The organism is Polyangium fumosum (assembly GCF_005144585.1).
In the GTDB taxonomy this organism is placed as follows: domain Bacteria; phylum Myxococcota_A; class Polyangia; order Polyangiales; family Polyangiaceae; genus Polyangium; species Polyangium fumosum.
In genome coordinates this window covers 66,511-86,168 of sequence record NZ_SSMQ01000055.1, presented here as the reverse complement: position 1 = coordinate 86,168, position 19,658 = coordinate 66,511, and the positions used below count along the sequence as shown (strand labels likewise).

Here is a 19,658-nt window from a genome sequence, read left to right as displayed (position 1 = left end):
TTCCGGTTACCGTTCTCCGGCTGCGGGCAAGAAGCGGATGTGGGGAACAACCAGAACCAACCCGATCTCCTCGGCGACCTCCTCGCCCTTCGTCCCGATCTCGTCCAGCGCTTCGCGCGTCTCCGCTGCGGGCACGCCGACGCCGATGATCTCGCGCAGAACACGCTGATCCGCGGCGTCCGCAGCCTGCACACGTACCACTCCGACGGGGAGCTCCGGCGCTGGGCGATGGGCATCGCGAACAACGTGTACCGGCGCCATCGGCGCACGCTACGTCGACGCAGCAAGGTGATCGTGACGGAGCCAGACGTCGCGGTGGAAGCGTTTGCGCCCGGCCCTTCCCCCGACGTGAGCGCGCAACTCCGCGAGGCGCGGGAGCGCCTCTATGCCGCGGTCGACGTGATGCCCGATATCTTGTTCGAGGTGTTTTTCCTCGTCTACCTCGAAGCGTACACGCTCGACGAAGCACGCGAGGAACTCGGCATCTCGAAAGCCGCCGTGAAAATGCGCGCCCTCCGCGTGCGCCGCTACCTCCGGAGAGAGATGCGCGACTTCCGCGACGCTTCCTACAGCGTCGTGCCACCGATGCCGCCGAGCGGGCCGCTTGCCCTCCTCGTGCAGAGGGCCGCGCCGATGCTCGGTCACGTGGCGAGCGTGATCATGGCGGCCTTGCTCCTGCTTCCAGGTCCGCGCGATGAAGCGCCCCGGGCTGCATACGTCGGCGTCGCGCGTGAGGTCGCCGCGAGCGCGGCGAAGGTGTCGGCCGCAAGCGACGCCGCCCTCGACGAATCCACGATCGAGCCTCCGAACGCCGTCGCCGCGAACGAACCGACCCCCGAGCCCGAGGCGCGGTCGAGCGCCCCCCCGAAACGCAAGGAGATCAAGTTCAAGCTCCCCGAGACCACGCTCCTCGACATGCGGTAGCTGCTTCTCGCGGGGGGCCGGATGCCGTATCCGTAGGGCGTGCGCGCGCGTCTCGCCCCGATTGTGCTCGTTATCGCTCTCGCCTCGCCTGCACGCGGCGAGGGACCCCAGTTCGTCCACGCAGATTCGCTCACGCAGGCAACGCGGGAGAGCGCATTCGCCGCGCACGTCGCGAAGGGAGATCGCGAGCGCGCGCAGGGACGCCTCTACGATGCGGCGGCTGCATACGCCGACGCGCTGGCGATCCGGCATGATTCCGTGGTCGCCGGACGGCTCGGCGTGCTCATGGTGCACGACCGGCCCGCGCACGCGGCGGAGCTGCTGCTCGACGCGATCAAGCACGCGAATACGACCCCGGCCGAGCGCAAGACGTTCTCGGATGCATACGAGGTCGTCAGGACGAAGGGCGCTTGGGTCGACGTGATCATCTCCCACGCAGGCGCGCGGACCACGCTCGACGGCAAACCGCGGAACGAATCCGGGTTCTCGGCCTTCGCGATGTTCGTGCTCGCGGGCGAGCACGAGGTGCGCGCGAGCCTGCCCGGGTTCGTCGACGACGCGAGGACGTTCCGTGTGGTGCCGAAAGAGGACATGCGGATCGAGCTGGAGCTGAAGCCGATCGCGGACTTCGACAGCGAGCCGAGGCTTCTCACGCGTGAGAACCGTTCTTCATCGGGTGACTCACCGAACGAGCTTGGACACGAGTCGACGTACACGAAGCAGGAAGATCCCTTCGGGTACGAGGATCCGAAGCCGGTGGAGAGGCCTGCGCCGACGCGCTGGTCGATCGGCGCGGGGCCGGTCGTCGTGCTCGGGGTGGCGTCGTGGATGCCGGCCGTAGGCGTCGTGGCGGGAGGGAGCTTTCGGCCAAACGAGTACGTGTCGCTCGGTCTCGAAGGGCGCGCGGCGTGGTTGACGACGGGAGTGGGCGGGGAGCCGATCAGCGCGATGACCGCGGGCGGGATCGCGAGCGTGTGCGGTCACTACCGCTGGGCCTTCGGGTGCGCCATCGGGCATCTCGGGGTGATCAGGGTCGCGTTCTCTGACGATGCCTTCAAGCCTCGAACGGATTACCTCTTCAAGCCTGGCGTCGGCGGGCGCCTCGGGGCGAGGTTTGTCCCCGCACGCTCCTTCGCTGTACAGGGTGCGGTGGACCTGTTAGGTTTGTCCAGTGGCGTGCTCGTGGGCGTCGGGACACAGGTCGTCTCGGAGACTCCTCCGCTCATGGTCAGCGCGTCGATCCTCGGCACATGGGAGTTCTGATCGTGCACAAGTCGTCTCGTCCGCTCCTCATCGTGGTCGTCGCGTTGGCTTCCGCGTGCAGCGTCCCCCCCGACTCCACGTGGAGCGACTGCGATCCGAACGGTCGCAGGCCGACGAAGCGGTGCCTCGACGAGCTCGACGCCGGCACCGACGCGAGCGACGACGCGAACGTCCAAGTTCCCGAGCCGGAGCAGGAAGCCGCCACGTGCACCGGCCGCTGCGTCCCCGAGCCGAGCAGCGAGTCAGCGGGCGACTGGCCACGCACGCCGATGCTCCTCTGGTATGGTCCCCGCGAGCTTGCGCCCGCGAACTGCGATGAGGCGCGCAAGCTGGGCGGCTACGGCGACGACGTGGAGTTTTTCGAGAAGTACCGACGCTACGCGTACCTCGACGCGCCCCCCGCGGCGTGCGAGTGCTCGTGCCCGGCCTCGGAAGGCTCGTGCACCAAGCTCCCCGAAACGATTGAGGTCCGCGCTGGCACCTGCGCGGAGAACGGAGCCCCCGCGCTCCCTTTCGGGGGACCCGCCGGCTGGGACGGCTCGTGCACGAGCACGAACGCCCTGCCGGCGGGGGTTGATTGCGGCGGCGAGTTTTGCGCACAGTCCGTCTACGCCTCTCCGCTCCCCGGCCCGACGAGCGAGGCGTGCCCGGCGATCACGAAGCCGGCCACGTTCACCAAGTCGACCGAGTGGGCCTGGATGGGCCTCGCTTGCGAAGCGAAAGAGCGCGAGGGGACGTGCAAGACCTCCACGCACCGATGCATGCACGACCTCCCGTACCCGTTTCTCCAGTGCGTCGCGCTCCGGGGGAAACACGACAAGTGCCCCGGCAACTATGACCGGTACACGCCCATCCATCTCTACGGGGAGCTGCCGGTGGACACGCGCGGCTGCACGGCGTGCGCGTGCGGCGGGAACCCGGTCGGGAGCGCGTGCCTCGCGTCGATGAGGCTCTACGACGATGCGGCATGCACGTCTGAGTTCTCCAACGATCCGATCTCCTCGGTCATCGAGCAGTGCACGAACGTCTCCCTGCCGGGCCGCGCGCTCGGGGCCAAGGCGATCACGGACCTCGCGTACGTTCCTGGCCTCTGCCTCGCGACGGGCGGGGAGCCCACGGGCGCGGCCTCGGAAGACCCCGCAGAGGCCGTCACGTTCTGCTGCCTCGCGCCGTTCGAGTTCGCCGAGTAAAAAATCCGGTGACCGTTTGCCGCGTCCGGGCAAGAGCGTAGGTGAGGGGACGATGGAGGCGCGCGCGTTTGGGCAAGCACCTCTCGGCTCCATCGTCCTCTTTTGCCGGTCGTTCGTCACCGCCGCGACGCGTCCCTCCTTTTCTCTTGCCTTTGGCAAGCATCACAACGACGATTCGCGTCGAACTCCAGGAGTTTCCTATCTATGGATGCGACGCTCACCACTTTGCTGACGCTTTATGTCTTTTCCACGGGACGACGCCTCTTCGCCATGCAGGAGGTCAAGAAGGCCGCCAGCGCCGCGGGCCACGCCGCCCTCGCCGCTCATTGCGACGTGGCGATCGATCACGACCGCATGACGCGTAATCTCGAGGCTCGCTGGTCTTCCGACAAGGACGCCGCGCAGTATTCGCCCGAGACCAAACAGATCGATATCCTCGTCGATGTCGCGCTCGGCGCGTTCCGCGACGCCATCAACGCAGAAGCGCGAGATTCAGCCCCCGGCGATACCCTCGGCGAGGACGCCGCCAAGCTCGAGGCGGAGCTCTTTCCAAAGGGCGTCGCCGCCATCACGACCTTGCCCTTCCCCGAAGAGCTCGCAGAGGTCGAGCGAATCATCAGCCGCGCGCAATCGCCCCAGTGGTCCAATGTCACGCAGGCGCTCGGCCTCGGGCGCCGCGTCGCGCGCCTCGTCGAGCTCGAGAAGTCCTACCGCGCCGCCATCGCGGCGCCGGCCAAGAACGTCTCCTTCGGCCAGGTGAAGAACGCGCGGGCCAAAGGGCAAAGCCTGATGCTCCAGGCGGTGGCCATGATCCTCGGCCTCCATCCCTCGGACAGTGAGGCGGATCTCCTCGCGCGCCAGAACCTCCTGGGGCCGATCCTGGCGCAGAACGAGGCGATCCGGGTTTATCTCAGGGCTCGCCGCACGATCGAGGACATCGACCCGGAGACGGGGCAGGTCGAGGCCACCCGGCCTGCGACACAAACGACGACCGATCCGGCCGGCGGCCCGGTCGGCTGAGGATCGACCCCGCGCCGGGGTGGGCGTGGGTCAGGTCGGGCGGGGGTTCGACCCCCTCCCACGGCCGGACGTGGGAAGCTCCGGCGCGAGCCGACCGCGAGACGCTGTGAGCCGCGCCCAGGCGGGGCCGCCCCCGAAGGCGGGGCAGGGGAAGCAAACGCCACGCGGGTTGGGGGGCCTTCGCAATCCCGCGCGGGGAGAAGCCAGGACGGGCGCGATTCGAGCACCGAGGGGGATGGGCGAGCGCCGAGCCCCGTGGGGGTGCGAGGCCAAGGGGGCCAGGCGAGGGCCATCTGCCGCCCGCATTGCGTCGGTGTCGGCGTCGGGGAGCATCCCGAGGCGCTGATCGGCAGCCTCATGCGCCACGACCGCGGCGTCGAGGTCGCCCGCCGCCGCCGCTAGCCGGAGGAATCCAGTCCGCCGAGGGCCCACGCGCGCGTGGACGCGGCGCGGAGGGCGGCGACACGGATGACGAGGACGACGCAGCCCGGGAGATACACGGCCGAGACGCGCGCGCCGAGCGGGACGAGGACGATCGAGACGAGACAAACGACGACGCCGATCCACGCGAGGGCGACGCCGAGCGCGCGCAGGCGCTCGCGCGGGAGGACGGGCACGAGCGCGACGAGCGCGAGGTATCCGGCGAGGAGAAACGAGCGGTGCGCGAGCGCCGAGCCGACGAGCGCAACGAGGAGCCCCGCCGACGCGAGGAGCGGGAGCGGCGTTTCGGAGGGCGGCGTGCGCGGAGGTGCTTGGGCCATAACGGCAAACGCAGCGAGGTTCGACCCGGTACGATACCCGGCCCGCTTCGCAGAGGCGCGCCAAGAATCGGCCTGCAAAGCAATCCGGAATGCCTGTGTCGCGGGTCACAAGTATGGTCGTTCCGGACCAACGTCGTTGCGAGCGCGGTTGACGCGAGGCGCGAGGGGACGGATGGCTGGGCCGATGAGGTTCTGGCTGGAGGGGCACACGCTCACGGAGGTCGTCCTCGAGGGGGAGGTGACCACGCTTTATCGAGGGTACCGGGACGTCGATGGTGCGCCGGTCCTCGTGGAGGCGCTGAACGAGGATTACCCGGTCGCGCGTGACGTGGCGCGGATCCGGCACGAATTCCTGGTGATGCGAGGGCTCGTGCTTCCCTGCGTGCCCGAGGCGCTCGGGCTTTCGCCGTGCCGCAACGGCGTGGCGCTCGTGCTTTCGGACGCGGGCAAACGGCCGCTCGTCGAGCGGCTGCGCGGCGGGCGGCAAGACGTGGGGCTTTTGCTTCGGCTCGGCGCCGCGATCGCGCGCGCGCTCGATCGCGTGCACCTCGTGGGGCTCGTGCACAAGGACGTTTGCCCCGCGAATCTCCTGGTCGACGACGGGACGCTGGAGGTGGAGCTCATCGGATTCGGGCACGCGTCGCGGTTGCAGCGCGAAGACGGGCGCATCGCGGCCGCCTCGGCGATCGAAGGGACGCTCGCGTACATGGCACCGGAGCAAACGGGCCGGATGAACCGCGTCGTGGATCATCGCGCCGATCTCTATGCGCTCGGCGTGACGTTGTACGAGCTCGCGACCGGCGCGCTGCCGTTCGTGATGGAAGAGCCGCTGGAGCTCGTGCACGCCCACATCGCGCGCGTCCCGGTGCCGCCTCATGTGCTCGTGCCCGAGCTGCCACGCGTGGTGTCGGACATCCTCGTCAAGCTGCTCGCGAAATCGGCCGACGATCGTTACCAGCGCGCGCGCGGGCTCGAAGCAGACCTCGCGCACTGCGCATCCCAGTGGGAGCAACACGGACGGATCGAGCCGTTTCCCCTCGGCAGGCACGACCTCGGCGCGGAGCTCGTGCTGCCGCAAAAGCTCTATGGGCGGGAGCGGGAGCGGCAGCAGATGGCCCAGGCCTTCGAGCGCGCCGCGTCCGGGCGGCTCGGGGTGATCGTGCTCTCGGGGCCGGCAGGCGTCGGCAAGTCGACGCTCGCGCGCGAGCTGGAGAGCGCGGCGGCGCTGCGCGGAGGGGTCTTCGCCGAGGGCAGGGCCGACGCGCTCGCGAGCCCCGCGCCGTGTGGGCTTCTGTCGTCGGCGCTGCGGGACCTCGTGCGGCGGATCCTCGGCGGGCCACCCGAGGACGCGCGCGCCTTTTTGCGGGAGCTCGCGCGGACGGTCGACGCAGGCGCGGCGGCGCTGTTCGCGCTCGTCCCGGAGCTCGAAGCGGCCCTCGGCGAGCGGGAGGCGCAACCGCCGATGTCGGCGGCCGCGTCGAGCGGGAAGCTCGCGGTGCTCGTGCGCGCGCTGCTCGACGCGGCGAGCCGGCAAGGCCCGCTCGTGTTCTTCCTCGACGATGTCGGCGCGGCCGACGCGGACTCGATCGCCGTGGTGCGGGTCGTCTGCGCGGACGCAGCGGCGAAGCAGCTCTGCGTGGTGCTCTCGCGAAGGGAGAACGCCCCTTCTGACGAGGCGCGGCTCCTCGACGTGCGCGAGCTGCGGCAAGCAGGCGTCGCCGTGACGGAGATCGCGGTCGGCCCGCTCGCGCCCTCGGACGTGCGCGCGCTGCTCGGCGATACGCTCGGCGCGCCCGAGGAGCGCGTCGCCGATCTCGCCGACGTGCTCGCGGCGGCCACGCACGGCAGCCCGTTCCTCCTGCGCGAGGCCCTCCGCGCGCTCCACGCCGAGGGGTTCGTGCGGTTCGACGCGGGCGCGGGCGCTTTTCGCTGGGACGTCGAGCTCGTCCGCGACCACCTCGGCGCCGAGGGCGCGCGGGATCTCGTCGGGGAGCGGGTCGCGGCGCTGCCGGCGCGCTCGCAGCGGATCCTGGAGCTCGCCGCCTGCCTCGGCCCGCGCTTCGACCTCGGCACACTCGCGTGCGTGGCCGAGCGGGAGCCCGCCGCCGTCGCCGAGGACCTCTGGCCCGCGCTCGAAGCGGGCCTCGTCCTGCCGCTCTCGTCCGATTACCGCTTCGCGCACGCCTCCGCGGCGCCGCCTTCCCCGGGGGAGGCGTGGGACGTGCCGTACGCCTTCTCCCACGAGCGCGTGCACGAGGCCGTGTATGCGCGGATCCCCGCGTCACGGCGGCAAGACGAGCACCTGCGGCTCGGCGAGATCCTGGCCACGCGCGGGGAGCACGGCGACCACGACATGCTGGCGGCCGTCCGCCAGCAGAACCGAGGGCTCGCGGCGATGCGGGACGAGGGAAAGCGGCGCGCCCTCGCCGAGCGGGATCTGCTCGCGGGCCGGAGGCTCCAGGCGATCGGCGCGCTCGCCGAGGCGATCGGCTGCTTCGAGGCCGGGCTCGCGGCCCTCGCCGGGGACGAGCCCCACGCGCTCTGGTTCGATCTGACCCGCGAGCTTAGCGCCTGCCTCGTGACGCGTGCGCCGCGCGGCGCGGCCGAGGCGCTGGTCGCCGCGCTCGCCGCGGGCGCAAGGACGAAGCTCGAGCGGATCGAGGCCCAGCGGCTGGAGGTCGCGCGGCAAGCCGCCGCCGAGCATCCGATCGAGGCGCTCCGCGTGGGGGCGCGGGACCTCGGCGCGTTCGTGTTCGTCGTGCCGGAGAGCGAGGCCGAGCGGCGCGCCGTGCTCGTCCAGGAGGCGCGGTCGATCGAGGCGGAGCTCGCCGGCCGCGCGCCGGGCTCGCTGCTGTCGCTCCCCGCCGCGCGGAACCCGGAGGCCGTGGCCACGATGGCGCTCCTCCTCGAAGTGCTCACGCCTGCGGGCGCCGTGAGCCGCTCGGCCACGGGGCTCGTCGCGGCCGCGCTGGTGCGCGCGTCCATGGCCCACGGCAACACCGAGGCGTCGGCCGTCGGTTATGCGGCCTACGGCGCTGCTTTGTTCGTCCTTCCCGAGCTCTCCGAGGCTGGGCAGGCGTTCGGCGACGTCGCCCTCGCGCTCGCGGAGGACCTCGGCGAGGGGCCGCTCGCGTGTCGCGTGCACCTCGCGGTCGGCTCGATCCTGCACGCGCGCCGCCCCCGGCGCCTCGCGCTCTTCCATTTCCACCGCGCCGTGGGCCAAGCCGCCGCCGTGGGCGACATGTCCACGGCTTGCCGCGCGTCCGCGGAGGTGCTCGCCGCGCGCTTCGAGCTCGGCGACGACCTCGCCCGCGCTTGCGACGAGGCCGAGCGCAGCCTCGCCCTCGCGCACCGCGCTCCGTGTGGCCAGGTCGCCGCCGATCTCACCGCGCGCGTCAGCCTGCAGGCCGTGCGCAGCTTGCTCGGGCGGACCCGCGCTCCCGGCAGCCTCGACGGCGACGACTTCGACGAGGCCACCTTCTTCGCGGCCGACGAGGGCGCGGGCCGCGCGCGGGCGCGCTTCTACGGGCACGCGCGCCGCGCCGAGCTCCTCCTCCTGCACGAGGACGCGGCGGGCGCGGCGCGCGAGGCGCTCGCGGCGACGCCCGGCCTCGCCGACGTCGAAGGCGAGTTCCTCGCGACGGACCTGCCCGTCTGGCTCGCGCTCGCGCTCCTCCTCGACAGCTCGGGCTTCCCCGCCGAGCGCGCGTCCCGTCTGGCGCGGGTGGACGTGATCCTCGCCGTGCTTGCGGCCCTCGCGGCGCGGTGTCCTGAAAACTATGAGCGCAAATGGCTCCTCGTCTCGGCCGAGCGCGCGCGCGCCGCGGGGGACGAGGCCTCGGCGCTTTCGCTCTACGAGAAGGCGGTCCGCGCGGCCGCCGAGAGCGGCGTCTCGCGGGACGAGGCGCTCGCCAACGAGCTCGCCGCGCGTTTCCACCTCGAACGACGCCGCGACACGGTCGCGCGGGCGTACATGGGCGAGGCGTACCAGGCCTACCTCCGCTGGGGCGCGATCACCAAGGTCGACATGCTCCGCGAGCGGTACGGTTTTCTCCTGCCGCGCCGCAGCGTCGGCCCCTCGGCCGCGCCCTTGCCGGGCGTGCTCGCGGGCGAGTTCGATCTCGGCGCCGTCATGCGCGCGACGCGGGCCATCGCCGAGGAGATCGTGCTCGACGTCCTGCTCGATCGGGTCATGCGCGTGATCGTGGAGACCGCGGGCGCCCAGCGCGCCGTGCTCCTGCTCGATCGGGGCTCGGGCCTGCACGTCGAGGCGGCCATGACGATCGACCCCGACCGTGTCCTCGTCGGCGTCGAGGCGGCGCGCGTGGCCGGCGAGGAGCTGCCGCGCGACCTCGTCGATGAAGTTGCGGCGACACGCGCGCCCGTCGTGCTCGGCGGCTCCCGCGGATTCGATAGGTTCTCCAAGGATCCGTACCTCGCCGAGCGCCGGCCGAGGTCGCTCCTCTGCCTCGCCATGGCCCACCGTGGCCGCCTCGCGGGCGTGCTCTACCTGGAGAACCGCTCGGTGGCCGACGTCTTCAACGACGCGCGCATCGCGGTCGCCTCTTTCCTCTCATCGCAGGCCGCGATTGCCGTGGAGAATGCGCTGCTCGTGGCGAGCATCCAGCGCATGCACGAGGCGCAGCGGCTCGCGAACGAGCGCCTGGAGCACGAGGTCCGGGTGCGCACCGCCGAGCTCGAACGCGAACTCCTCGAGCGCGAGCGCGCCGAGCGGGAGAAGGAAGCGCTAAACGACGCGATGCTCGAAGCGCAGGAGGAGCGCCTGCGCGAGCTCTCGGCGCCCCTCCTGCCCATCGCGGACGGGATCGTCGTGATGCCCCTGCTCGGCGTGCTCGACGAGCGCCGCGCCGGCGAGATCCTCTCGGTGGCGCTCGCGGGCGTCTCGTCGAGCGGCGCGCGTGTCTTGATCCTCGACATCACGGGGGTGCGTGGGGCCTCGGCGAGCGTCGCGTCTGCGCTCGTCGCCGCGGCCTCGGCCGTGGGCCTGCTCGGGGCCGAGGTCGTCATCTCCGGCATTCGCGCCGCGGTGGCGCGCACGCTCGTCGACCTCGACCACGCGATGCAGGGGATCGCCACCCGGGCGACCTTGAAGGGCGCGGTCGCCTGGGCGCTCTCCCGGACCCGCGCCAGGTCGTCTTGACAGACGAACGCGCGGGGGTCCTTCGTGGCCATCGCGAGCTCCGGCTCAGCGGAACCCACGCATCCCGACCAGCATCCGCCCGCTCACGGCCGACGCCGAGATCAAGACGCCTCCGCCGAGACCGAGCAGCGCTACCAGCAGCAGCGTGTACGGCTGGATCCCGAGCAGCGCGAGGATGCCGAGGATCGCGGCGCCGATCCCCACGAGCGCCTGCACGCCGGCCGCGCCTTGCACGGCCTCGCGCGCCATCCGCACGCGCCGATCGTAGGGGAACGCCTCGCCGAGCTGGTTCACCGCGCTCGTCGCGCCCGTCGACAAGAGCAGACCGCCGCCGAACGCCACGACGGACACGGCCGACAGCGTGAGCGGGGCGATGCCGAGCAGGATGAGCACGCCCATCACCACGCCTGCGGCGCCCGTGAGGAACTCCACGCCGACGCCTCCACCGAACTCCATCTCGTCGACGCGCTGCCCGCTCACGCGCGAGGCGAACTGCGAGTACCGCGAGGCCAGCGCGCCGCCTGCGAACAGGAGCGCGGCGCCGATCGCGATGATGGCGACGGCGATCATCGTTTGCCGGGCGATCCCCGCCAGACCGAGGACCGAGAGCACGACGGCGGCCACGCCGCCGAGGGCCTCCACGAGCGAGCCGGCCGTCACGACCTGCATCGAACGCTCGCGCTCTTGCCGGTCGAACTCGGGCGGCCGGGTGCTCGTCGTATTGCCAATGTCCTTGTTGTCCATGCGTACGTCTCCCGTGTTTCTTCACGCCTGAGGGCCGTTGCCTGGACGATGCCCGGCCGGCCCCCACGAACCCCCTCGTTTTCTCGCATGCGGCGTGCCGGAATGGTTCGTCCGGACGGGCGGGCGTGCCCTCGTCTGCGCAGGGCGGCCGCCACGCGCGCTCGGGCTGCCTGCACGCGCGAACCCTGCTCACGCGCCGCTCTCGACCGTGGCCTTGCGAGAAATCGTTCGCCGTTCTTGACAGGGTCTCGGTTTAGACACAGTCTAATCCCCGTGAGGCCGACGAAGCCAGCCAAGCCGATCCCGGCGAGCACTGTGCGGAACGAGGCAGAGCTCCTCGAACGGCACGGCGTGCTCCCCTCGGCGCAGCGCCTGGCCATCGCGCAGTACGTCCTGCGGACCGACGAGCACCCGTCGGCCGACCAGGTCTTCGCGAAGGTCCAGCGGGCGCTGCCGATGGTGTCGCGGGCGACGGTCTACAACACCTTGAACCTCTTCGTGGACAAGGGCCTGCTTCGGGCCCACGTCCTCGCGGAGGGCAAGGTGGTGTTCGATCCGAACCTCGAACCTCACCATCATTTCATCGACGAGGAGACGGGCGCCATCCACGACGTCCCGTGGAGCGCGCTCGCCGTCTCGAATGTGGACGCGCTCGAAGGCTTCGACGTGCACGAATACCAGGTCGTGCTGCGCGGCAAGCTCAAGAAGGTCCGCACCTCCTGACGCGTCCGCGTGCCCGAGCATGGCGGCTTTTTTGCGCCGAATATTTAGACGCGGTCCAGAGCTGGACAGAGTACAAAACGGATTCTGGATTCGATAGAGAGAACCAAGGAGAGAGACACATGTTGACCGTTTCGCAGAAGTTGCCTTCGTTCAACCTGAAGGGCGTCGTGAGCCTCGAGCAGGGCAAGGAGTTCCACGACATCAAGAGCGAGAACCTCCAGGGCAAGTGGGCCGTGCTCTTTTTCTGGCCGATGGACTTCACCTTCATCTGCCCGACCGAGATCGCCGGCTTCGGCAAGCGTTATCGTGACTTCAAGGATCGCGATTGCGAGGTCCTCGGCATCAGCACCGACACGGAATACGTGCACCTCGCGTGGCGCAAGCAGCACCCGGACCTGCGCGACCTGCCGTTCACGATGGTCGCCGACACGAAGCGTGAGCTCTCGCAGGCCCTCGGCGTCCTGCACCCGCAGGAGGGCGTGGCGCTCCGCGCGACGTTCATCGTCGACCCGAACGGCATCATCCGGCACGTCGGCGTGAACGATCTCTCCGTCGGCCGCAGCGTCGACGAGGTCCTTCGTGTCCTCGACGCGCTCCAGACCGACGAGCTTTGCCCGTGCAACTGGGTGAAGGGCCAGCCGACGCTGGAGGCGGGTTGAAGCCATGAGCGCGCTCGAGGCCATCCGCGCGAAGTTGCCCGACGCCGCGCGGGACACGAAGCTGAACCTGCAATCGGTGCTCGAGGGTGACTCGTCCCTCACGCGGGCGCAGCGGCTCGGGATCGCCATCGCGGCGGCGGCGAACGCGCGTTGCGTGCCGCTCCGCGAGGCGTTCATCGAGCAGGCGCGCGCGGAGCTCGAGCACGCCGACGCCGTCATCGACGACGCTTATGCGGCGGCGACCTTGATGGCGATGAACAACGTGTATTACCGGTTCCGGCACATGATCGGAAAGGAGACGTATTCGCAGCGCTCGCCGAAGCTCCGCATGAACCGCATCGGCCAGCCGAAGACGTCGAAGGCCGATTTCGAGCTCATGAGCCTCGCCGTGAGCGCCATGAACGGCTGCGAGGCGTGCGTGAAGTCGCACGAGGTGGCCGTCCTCGCGGGCGGTCTCGGCGAGGACCATGTGCACGACGCCGTGCGCATCGCCGCGACGATCCAGGCGGCGACGGTCGCGCTGGAGATCACCGCCGGGGCGGTTTAACCTCCCAAACCTTCGGACACGGCGCCTCGCTGCGCTGCCCCCCGCGCGGCGGGGCGCCGTGTTCCAGAAGGACGAACATCTCGGATTTCGATAGGAGTTCCTCATGTACGCGAGTTCTAGCCATTTGCCCGAGTCTGCCCGCGTCGCCATCGTCAAGACGCTGAACGAGCGCCTCGCCGACGGCCTCGATTTGCACAGCCAGATCAAGGTCGCGCACTGGAACATCAAGGGCCCGCATTTCGCCGCCCTGCATCCGCTCTTCGAGACGTTCGCGACCGAGCTCGCGGCCTTCAACGACGAGATCGCCGAGCGCGCCGTCACGCTCGGGGGCCTCGCCGTCGGCACGGCGCGCCACGTCGCGGCCTCCTCGCGGCTGCCCGAGTATCCGCAGGAGACCACGCGTGGCCTCGACCACGTGCGCCACCTCGCCGAGCGCTTCGCCCTTTACATCCAGGGCTTGCACGCCTCGCGCGTGATCTCCGACGAGAACCGCGACGCCGACACGTCCGACCTGCTCACGAACATCATCACGACGTTCGACAAACACACCTGGTTCCTGCTCGCGAGCCTGGAAGGCTGAGCACAAAAGGAATCCCGGCGCCCTCCGTTTCCTCCCGCCTCTCGCCCCCGATCGCCCCGTCTCGAACCTAGGACATAACCTGTCCTTGCGCACCGCGCGAATGCGTTGACGCGCAGCGTCTCCCAATCGATGCTTCCATGCATGAGCTCGTCGGGAAGGAGCACGCTCGTCGTCCTGGTCACCCTGCTCGCGCCTGCGATCACGGGCTGCGGCGTGGCATCGATGATCGAGACGAACACGCGCGCCATCCAGGAAACCACGAAAACCATGAACGAGGCCGCCGATGTCCTCGGACGGTCGAATTCGAACATGGAGCGAATGGCCGGAGAGCTCGACGCGCTCGGCCGGCCCATGGAGCGGCTCTCCAGCCTCGAAGCGCCGATGAAAGACGTCGCCGCGCTCGGCCCCGTGATGGATCGGCTCGGCGCGGGCATGGCGCGCCTCGAAGCGCGGATGGGCAGCATGGAACAAGGCCTCACGCGGCTGGAAAAGCCCATGGAGGACGTGGCCTTGCTGCGTGAGCCCATGAAAGAGGTCGCGGCGCTCGACGGCGTGATGGGCAAGGTCGCGAAGCTCGACGATCCGATGGGCAAGCTCGCCGCGCTGCGCAGGCCGATGGAGGACGTGGCCGGGATGCGCGGATCCCTGGAAAGCATGGCGAATCTCGGGCGCGGCGACGCGGGCGTGAAGGCCGCGGGGTTCGCGTTCGGCGCGCTCGCGGCGTGGGCCGGCGCGACGTTCCTCGGCGTGTACCTCGGCTTTTTGGCCGGCATGCGCCGCCTCCGCGGGACCCGCCGCGCGGGGCGCAAGACGCGCTCGCGGCGCGCTGCGGTCGTCGTCCCGATCGCCCGCGGCGGACCGAAGGCGCTTCGCGGCAAGGGCGCGGGCGGCGGGAAGGAGGCGCGCGACGAGGAGGACGAGCGCGGGCCCGGGAGCGGCGTGCGGCGCACGTTCGGCGCGCTCTCGCTCCACGAAGAGTGGGGCAGCCATGGACCGACGGGCGCGCCGTAGGGCCCGAGACGCGGCGCACAAAACAAGCCCTTGCCCGCGTGCGCCGAACCTCGTATGACCCGACGAGGGCCTCGAACGGCCCGGCCAGGGAACACGAGCGATGAAGCGAGAAAAGCGATTGACGAAGCGCGAGCGCAAGGCCCTCGCGCCGCCGCGGCCCGCGGCACAGACGCACACACACACGCACCACATCCATTGCATTGCGTGTGGCCGCCACCTCGAACCCGAAGAGATGCAGACGGGCGAGGCGGTGATGCTGCGTTGCCTGCACGGCTCGACGTTCCCTTCGTGCAGCGGCTGCCGTGCGCGCTCGACGGAGCTTCTGGCCGAGCACGACCGGACGGGCCAGGCGGTCCGGACCGCGTCGGCCTGGCACTGAGGAGTATGGGCGGGGGGGGAACGGTCGCATTGGGGCGCGGGTGATGGGGAGCGCGGATCGATTCACGCTCGCCGAGCGCGTCGGCATTGGCGCGACGGCGGAGGTCATTCGGGGCTTCGACCAGGAGCGCCGCGTGCCTGTGGCGATCAAGCGCCTGCACGAGCACCTCGCCGTCGACCCGATCACCCGCGAGCGATTCCAGCGCGAGGCGCGGCTCTCGGCGCGTATCACGAGCGAGCACGTCGTGGGGTACGTCGACACCGGCATCGACGCGGAGGACCGCCCCTACCTCGCGCTCGAATGGCTCGAAGGCGAGGACCTCGCGCACCGCATGCGCGCCTCGGGCGCGCGCCTCGGCACGGCCGATGCCCTCCGGATCACGCGCCAGGCGGCGCTCGGGCTCTTCGCGTTGCACGAGGCGGGCATCGTCCACCGCGACGTTAAGCCGGGGAACCTCTTCCTCGCAGAGCAGGGCGAAGGCGCGCCGTTCCTGGTGAAACTCCTCGACCTCGGCGTCGCGCACGACAGCGCCTCCGAGAACGTCGACGGCGTCGCGCTCGGCACGCCTTTTTACATGTCCCCCGAGCAAGCCCGGGGCGACACCGAGATCGGCCCCCGCTCGGACCTGTTTTCTCTCGGCGTGCTCCTGTACGAGCTGCTCTCCGGCAAAAAACCTTTCGCGGGCGAGGATGCCTTCTCCGTCCTCGCCAAGATCGTCCTGCAGGCGCCGCCGCGCCTCTCGGATGTCTGGCCGGACGCGCCGCCTGCGCTCGACGCCCTCGTCGCGCGGGCGCTCGCGCGTGACCCCGATGCGCGGTTTTCCTCGGCCCGCGAGATGGCCCACGCCCTCGCGGCGATCGAGCGCGTGGTCCTCGAAGGCGCGGCGCCTCCGGCGGACATCACGCTCCCGCCGGCCCTCGTCCCGAGTGACGATCACCTCGTCGGCGTGATCTTCGGCCGATTGCCCTTGTCGAGCAACGTGGGCCGGACGCGCGCCCTCTTCCAGCGCATCGCCGAACAACATGGCGGGGTGGTCATTCCCTTGCTCGGTCGTGGCGTGGCCGTGGTATTCGAAGGGGAATGCGCCGACGGCCTCCTGCGCGCGGCCGACGCGGCGCTCGACCTGGTAAAACAAGTGACCGGGGTTCGATTGTCGCTGGTGACCGGCGGGGCTTTGCCGCCGGGGTCGGGGTTATCGGCCTCTGTGATCGAGCGTGGCACGCGCTCCCTCGAACGCCCGCGCGCCGACGCGAACGAGCCGCCCGTGCGCATCGACGACGCGACGGCGCACCTGCTCGAAGAGCAATACGCGATCGAGGGGGCGCCCGGCTCCTTGTCGATTCGCGGCACGCGTGGGCGCGGCCTCACGAATCCGTAATTGGATTTGCCCGCGCCGACCCATCCGCGATAAAGTCCACCCCGCTTCGAGCAGATCGACGAGCGCCGTGGGTACCCCTCGGTGGGGGGCGGCGCGCGAAGGGAGATCTACGATGAATGCTTTGTGGAAGAAGGGCGCTGTGGCCCTCGTGCTGGGCGGCTTGCTCGGCGTGACGGGCGTGGCGTCTGCGGACCTGCCCCGGGAGCCGCGGCCTACCCCGGCCGTGGACAAAGGCAAGGGCCCGGAGAAGGCAAACCCGAAGGCCGGCGAACAAGGGGGCAAGGGGCCCGAGGACAAGGGCAAACCCGACGACAAGGGCAAACCCGACGACAAGGCCGACAAAGACGCGGGCGCCGACGCGGCCGCGGCCCCGGCCGAATCCGAGGCGGATCAGAAGGCGCGGGACGAGAAGCGCAAGGCCAAGAAGGAAGCGCGCAAGACGAAGTCCAAGGACGAGCGCGACGCGCTCAAGAAGAAGGTCTCGGCCGCGCTGAAGGGCCAGCCGATGGCCGTCGCCATGAAGCAGGAGCTCGAGCGGCACGCGCGCCGCCTCGCGCGCCTCGAGCGCGTGAAGGACCTCGCCGAGGAGGCGAAGGACACCGAGGCGACCGAGCGCGTGCAGAAGCTCCTCGACAAGGAGAATGCGCGCCACGAGAAGTGGATGACGAACTACGACGCGAAGGCCACGGGCGCGAAGGGCGCGGACGGCAAGCCCGCGGAGAAGGCAGGTGAGAAATGAATCGCTCGATCGTGCTCGCGCTCCTCGCGTTGCCTTTGCTCGCCCTCGCCTGTGAAGAGCCGAAGCCCCAGGGCGGCGGGACGACGGGCGGCGCCGCCGCGGCCCCGGTGGTCCTCGACGACAAGGACATCCCGACCGCGGCCGATTACGACGACCAGGCCGAGAAGGACATCAGCCCGACGAACTACAAGTCGGAGCTCGATACGCTCGACAAGGAAATCTCGGCCCAGGATTGAGGCAGGGACGCGAGCCGCATGATACGGGCGGCCGCGCGGGTGAGGGGCCGGTAGATCCGGCCCCTTCGTCCTTTCAGTTCGTCCCACAATAACGAAGCGAGCAGACCGGCGCCGGCGGGAGCTGGAACACGTAATAACTCCCGCAATGGGCGATCTGGATCGCCGACGACCAGTTGCACGGGTTGCCGGACCAGTTGAAGCACGCCGTCGCGTTCACCACCTGGCCCTGGGCCTGCGGATAGGCCCCCTGGACCCAGCCCGGCGCGTGGGTCGCGCAGACGTTCTCGGCGGGCGGCGAGGTGGCCATCTGCGTGCCCGCGGCGCCCATGAAGCGATACCAGCTCCCGTTCATGGCCGTGTCGCAGTCCCGCGTGTTTATGTCGACGTATCCGACGTTCCGGTCGGCCGTGTCGAGCACGAGGTAGTTCATGCACTGCGGCAGGAGGTTGTCGAACGCGCAGCCCGGCCCGCAGCCGTCGCCGCCGAGGAGGTTGCCGTCGTCGCACTGCTCCACGCCGGATTGCACGAAGCCGTCGCCGCAGACCGCGTTCTTGCAGGTCCCGACGCACCCGTCGGTGTCCGACATGTTCATGTCGTCGCATTCCTCGACGCCGACCTGGACGATCCCGTCGCCGCACGTCGCGGCGATGCAGCCTTGCAGGCACGCGTCGGTGTCGTCCATGTTCCCGTCGTCGCAGGCCTCGATCCCCGCGTGGACGAAGCCGTCACCACAGGTCGCGACCTTGCACGCCGACGTGCAGTTGTCGGTGTCGTCCATGTTGCCGTCGTCGCAATCCTCGCCCTCCTGGATCGTGCCGTCGCCGCAGGTGGAGAGCTTGCAGTCATTGGTGCAGCCGTCGTCGTTGACCATGTTGCCGTCGTCGCAGCCCTCGACGCCTTCCCAGACGAACCCGTCGCCGCATGTCGGCTTCTTGCAGGTGGAGAGGCAGCTATCGGTCTCGACGTCGTTGCCGTCGTCGCATTCCTCGCCGGTCTGATACACGCCGTTTCCACAGGGCGAGGGCGGTCCGCCGCCGCCGGTCCCGCCCTCGCCGCCCTCGCCGCCCTCACCTTTCCCTTTCACGGGATCGGGCGCGTTGACGAGGGAGCAGGCAGCGAAGAGCGTGACGGCGAGAAATATCCCAGCGTGGCGAAAGGCGGTCATGGCATCTCCCGGGCAAGATCCAGCAAAGATACCATCCATGTTCGGCCGGATTGCCGGCAACGTCAAGCGGACGCGGGATCGGACGACCTCAGTTCGTACCGCAGTACCTGAGGTTGCAGACCGGCGTCAGCGGCAGGTAGAAGACGTAAAAACCTCCGCAATGCGCGATCTGGATCGAGGACGACCAGAAGCAATTGTTGCCGGACCAGTTGAAGCACACCGTGGCGTTCACGACCTGGCCCTGGCTTTGCGGGTACGCGCCCTGGAGCCAGCCCGGCGCGTCGGTGCCGCAGGCAAACTCGGGCGGCACGAAGGTGGGCATCTGCACGCCCGCGTCCCCCATGAATCGGTACCAGCCCTCCCCGATCAGGTTGCTGTCGCAGTCCGACGAGCCGCTGTAATTGACGTTTCGCTCCGCCTCGCTCAGCACCGCGTAGTTCATGCATTGCGGCAGGAGGTTGTCCTTCGTGCAGCCGGGCCCGCAGCCGTCGCCGCCGAGCAGGTTGCCGTCGTCGCACTCCTCCACGCCGACCCGCACGTACCCGTCGCCGCAGATCGCATTCTTGCAGCCCCCGACGCACCCGTCGGCGTCCGACAGGTTGCTGTCGTCGCATTCCTCGACGCCGACCTGGACGAACCCGTCGCCACACGCCGCGGCGATGCAGCCTTGGAGGCACGCGTCCGTGTCGTCCTTGTTCCCGTCGTCGCAGGCCTCGATCCCCGCGTGGACGAAGCCGTCCCCGCAGGTCGCGACCTTGCACGCCGACGTGCAGTTGTCGGTGTCGTCGGTGTTGCTGTCGTCGCAATCCTCGCCTTCCTGGATCGTACCGTCGCCGCAGGTGGAGAGCTTGCAGTCATTCGTGCAGCCGTCGTCTTCGACCATGTTGCCGTCGTCGCAGCCCTCGACGCCTTCCCAGACGAACCCGTCGCCGCATGTGGGCTTCTTGCAGGTGGAGAGGCAACTGTCGGTCTCGATGTCGTTGCCGTCGTCGCATTCCTCGCCGGTCTGATACACGCCGTTTCCACAGGGCGACGGGACCCCGCCGCCGGTCCCGCCCTCGCCGCCCTCGCCGCCCTCGCCGCTGCCCTTCACGGGATCGGGCGCGTTGACGAGCGAGCAGGCGGCGAAGAGCGTGAGGGCCAGGCACAGTCCCGCGTAGCTCTTGTTTTTCATGGCG

Annotated in this window: 18 protein-coding genes; 14 read left to right on the top strand and 4 right to left on the bottom strand. The window is 70.0% G+C overall.

Features of this window, described 5'->3' with window-relative positions:
- The 4 genes from E8A74_RS37585 to E8A74_RS37570 all read left to right on the top strand — a co-directional run.
- The coding region (locus tag E8A74_RS37585; RefSeq protein ID WP_136933917.1) for an RNA polymerase sigma factor at positions 1 to 924 on the top strand (924 nt) is incomplete at its 5' end.
- A 39-nt stretch (positions 925 to 963) separates the two neighbouring features.
- On the top strand, positions 964 to 2,187 hold the full coding sequence (locus E8A74_RS37580) for a hypothetical protein (RefSeq protein ID WP_136933916.1): 1,224 nt from the start codon (positions 964 to 966) through the stop codon (positions 2,185 to 2,187).
- Between the two features lie 2 nt (positions 2,188 to 2,189).
- The gene (locus E8A74_RS37575) at positions 2,190 to 3,377 is read left to right on the top strand and encodes a hypothetical protein (protein WP_136933915.1); all 1,188 of its coding nucleotides are present in this window, start codon (positions 2,190 to 2,192) and stop codon (positions 3,375 to 3,377) included.
- A gap of 204 nt (positions 3,378 to 3,581) precedes the next feature.
- On the top strand, positions 3,582 to 4,397 hold the full coding sequence (locus tag E8A74_RS37570) for a hypothetical protein (RefSeq protein ID WP_136933914.1): 816 nt from the start codon (positions 3,582 to 3,584) through the stop codon (positions 4,395 to 4,397).
- Positions 4,398 to 4,795: 398 nt separating this feature from the next.
- On the opposite strand, the gene E8A74_RS37565 is transcribed toward E8A74_RS37570, so the two are convergent.
- A complete protein-coding gene (locus E8A74_RS37565; protein WP_136933913.1) occupies positions 4,796 to 5,158 on the bottom strand; it encodes a hypothetical protein in 363 nt (120 codons plus the stop codon).
- Between the two features lie 184 nt (positions 5,159 to 5,342).
- Here E8A74_RS37565 and E8A74_RS37560 point away from each other — a divergent pair, with 184 nt between their 5' ends.
- A complete protein-coding gene (locus E8A74_RS37560; RefSeq protein ID WP_170229663.1) occupies positions 5,343 to 10,319 on the top strand; it encodes an AAA family ATPase in 4,977 nt (1,658 codons plus the stop codon).
- A 45-nt stretch (positions 10,320 to 10,364) separates the two neighbouring features.
- Here E8A74_RS37560 and E8A74_RS37555 read toward each other — a convergent pair whose 3' ends face one another.
- The gene (locus tag E8A74_RS37555; protein WP_136933911.1) at positions 10,365 to 11,063 is read right to left on the bottom strand and encodes a hypothetical protein; all 699 of its coding nucleotides are present in this window, start codon (positions 11,061 to 11,063) and stop codon (positions 10,365 to 10,367) included.
- A gap of 273 nt (positions 11,064 to 11,336) precedes the next feature.
- On the opposite strand from E8A74_RS37555, the gene E8A74_RS37550 reads away from it, so the two are divergent.
- The 9 genes from E8A74_RS37550 to E8A74_RS37510 all read left to right on the top strand — a co-directional run bounded on the left by E8A74_RS37550 (position 11,337) and on the right by E8A74_RS37510 (position 17,315).
- Positions 11,337 to 11,786, top strand: a complete 450-nt coding sequence (locus tag E8A74_RS37550) for a Fur family transcriptional regulator (RefSeq protein ID WP_170229662.1) — start codon at positions 11,337 to 11,339, stop codon at positions 11,784 to 11,786.
- Positions 11,787 to 11,905: 119 nt separating this feature from the next.
- A complete protein-coding gene (locus tag E8A74_RS37545; RefSeq protein ID WP_136933909.1) occupies positions 11,906 to 12,445 on the top strand; it encodes a peroxiredoxin in 540 nt (179 codons plus the stop codon).
- Between the two features lie 4 nt (positions 12,446 to 12,449).
- Entirely contained in the window at positions 12,450 to 12,992 is a 543-nt protein-coding gene (locus tag E8A74_RS37540) for a carboxymuconolactone decarboxylase family protein (RefSeq protein ID WP_136933908.1), read from the top strand.
- A 103-nt stretch (positions 12,993 to 13,095) separates the two neighbouring features.
- Positions 13,096 to 13,572, top strand: coding sequence for a DNA starvation/stationary phase protection protein Dps (gene dps / locus E8A74_RS37535; protein WP_136933907.1), 477 nt, complete (start codon positions 13,096 to 13,098; stop codon positions 13,570 to 13,572).
- A 141-nt stretch (positions 13,573 to 13,713) separates the two neighbouring features.
- Complete coding sequence (locus tag E8A74_RS37530; protein ID WP_136933906.1) at positions 13,714 to 14,583, top strand: hypothetical protein; 870 nt, start codon at positions 13,714 to 13,716, stop codon at positions 14,581 to 14,583.
- Between the two features lie 100 nt (positions 14,584 to 14,683).
- Complete coding sequence (locus E8A74_RS37525; protein WP_136933905.1) at positions 14,684 to 14,962, top strand: hypothetical protein; 279 nt, start codon at positions 14,684 to 14,686, stop codon at positions 14,960 to 14,962.
- A gap of 43 nt (positions 14,963 to 15,005) precedes the next feature.
- On the top strand, positions 15,006 to 16,340 hold the full coding sequence (locus E8A74_RS37520) for a serine/threonine-protein kinase (RefSeq protein ID WP_136933904.1): 1,335 nt from the start codon (positions 15,006 to 15,008) through the stop codon (positions 16,338 to 16,340).
- A gap of 112 nt (positions 16,341 to 16,452) precedes the next feature.
- Positions 16,453 to 17,079 (top strand): hypothetical protein, encoded by a 627-nt coding sequence (locus E8A74_RS37515; RefSeq protein ID WP_136933903.1) that lies wholly within the window; start codon positions 16,453 to 16,455, stop codon positions 17,077 to 17,079.
- Entirely contained in the window at positions 17,076 to 17,315 is a 240-nt protein-coding gene (locus E8A74_RS37510; protein ID WP_136933902.1) for a hypothetical protein, read from the top strand. The genes E8A74_RS37515 and E8A74_RS37510 overlap by 4 nt, the downstream gene beginning before the upstream one ends.
- Before the next feature lie 73 nt (positions 17,316 to 17,388).
- Here E8A74_RS37510 and E8A74_RS37505 read toward each other — a convergent pair whose 3' ends face one another.
- Complete coding sequence (locus E8A74_RS37505; RefSeq protein WP_232379929.1) at positions 17,389 to 18,480, bottom strand: DUF4215 domain-containing protein; 1,092 nt, start codon at positions 18,478 to 18,480, stop codon at positions 17,389 to 17,391.
- 88 nt (positions 18,481 to 18,568) lie between these two features.
- Positions 18,569 to 19,654 carry a DUF4215 domain-containing protein gene (locus tag E8A74_RS37500; protein ID WP_136933900.1) on the bottom strand — a complete coding sequence of 362 codons (1,086 nt, stop codon included), beginning with the start codon at positions 19,652 to 19,654 and terminating at the stop codon, positions 18,569 to 18,571.
- Between the last annotated feature and the right edge of the window lie 4 nt (positions 19,655 to 19,658).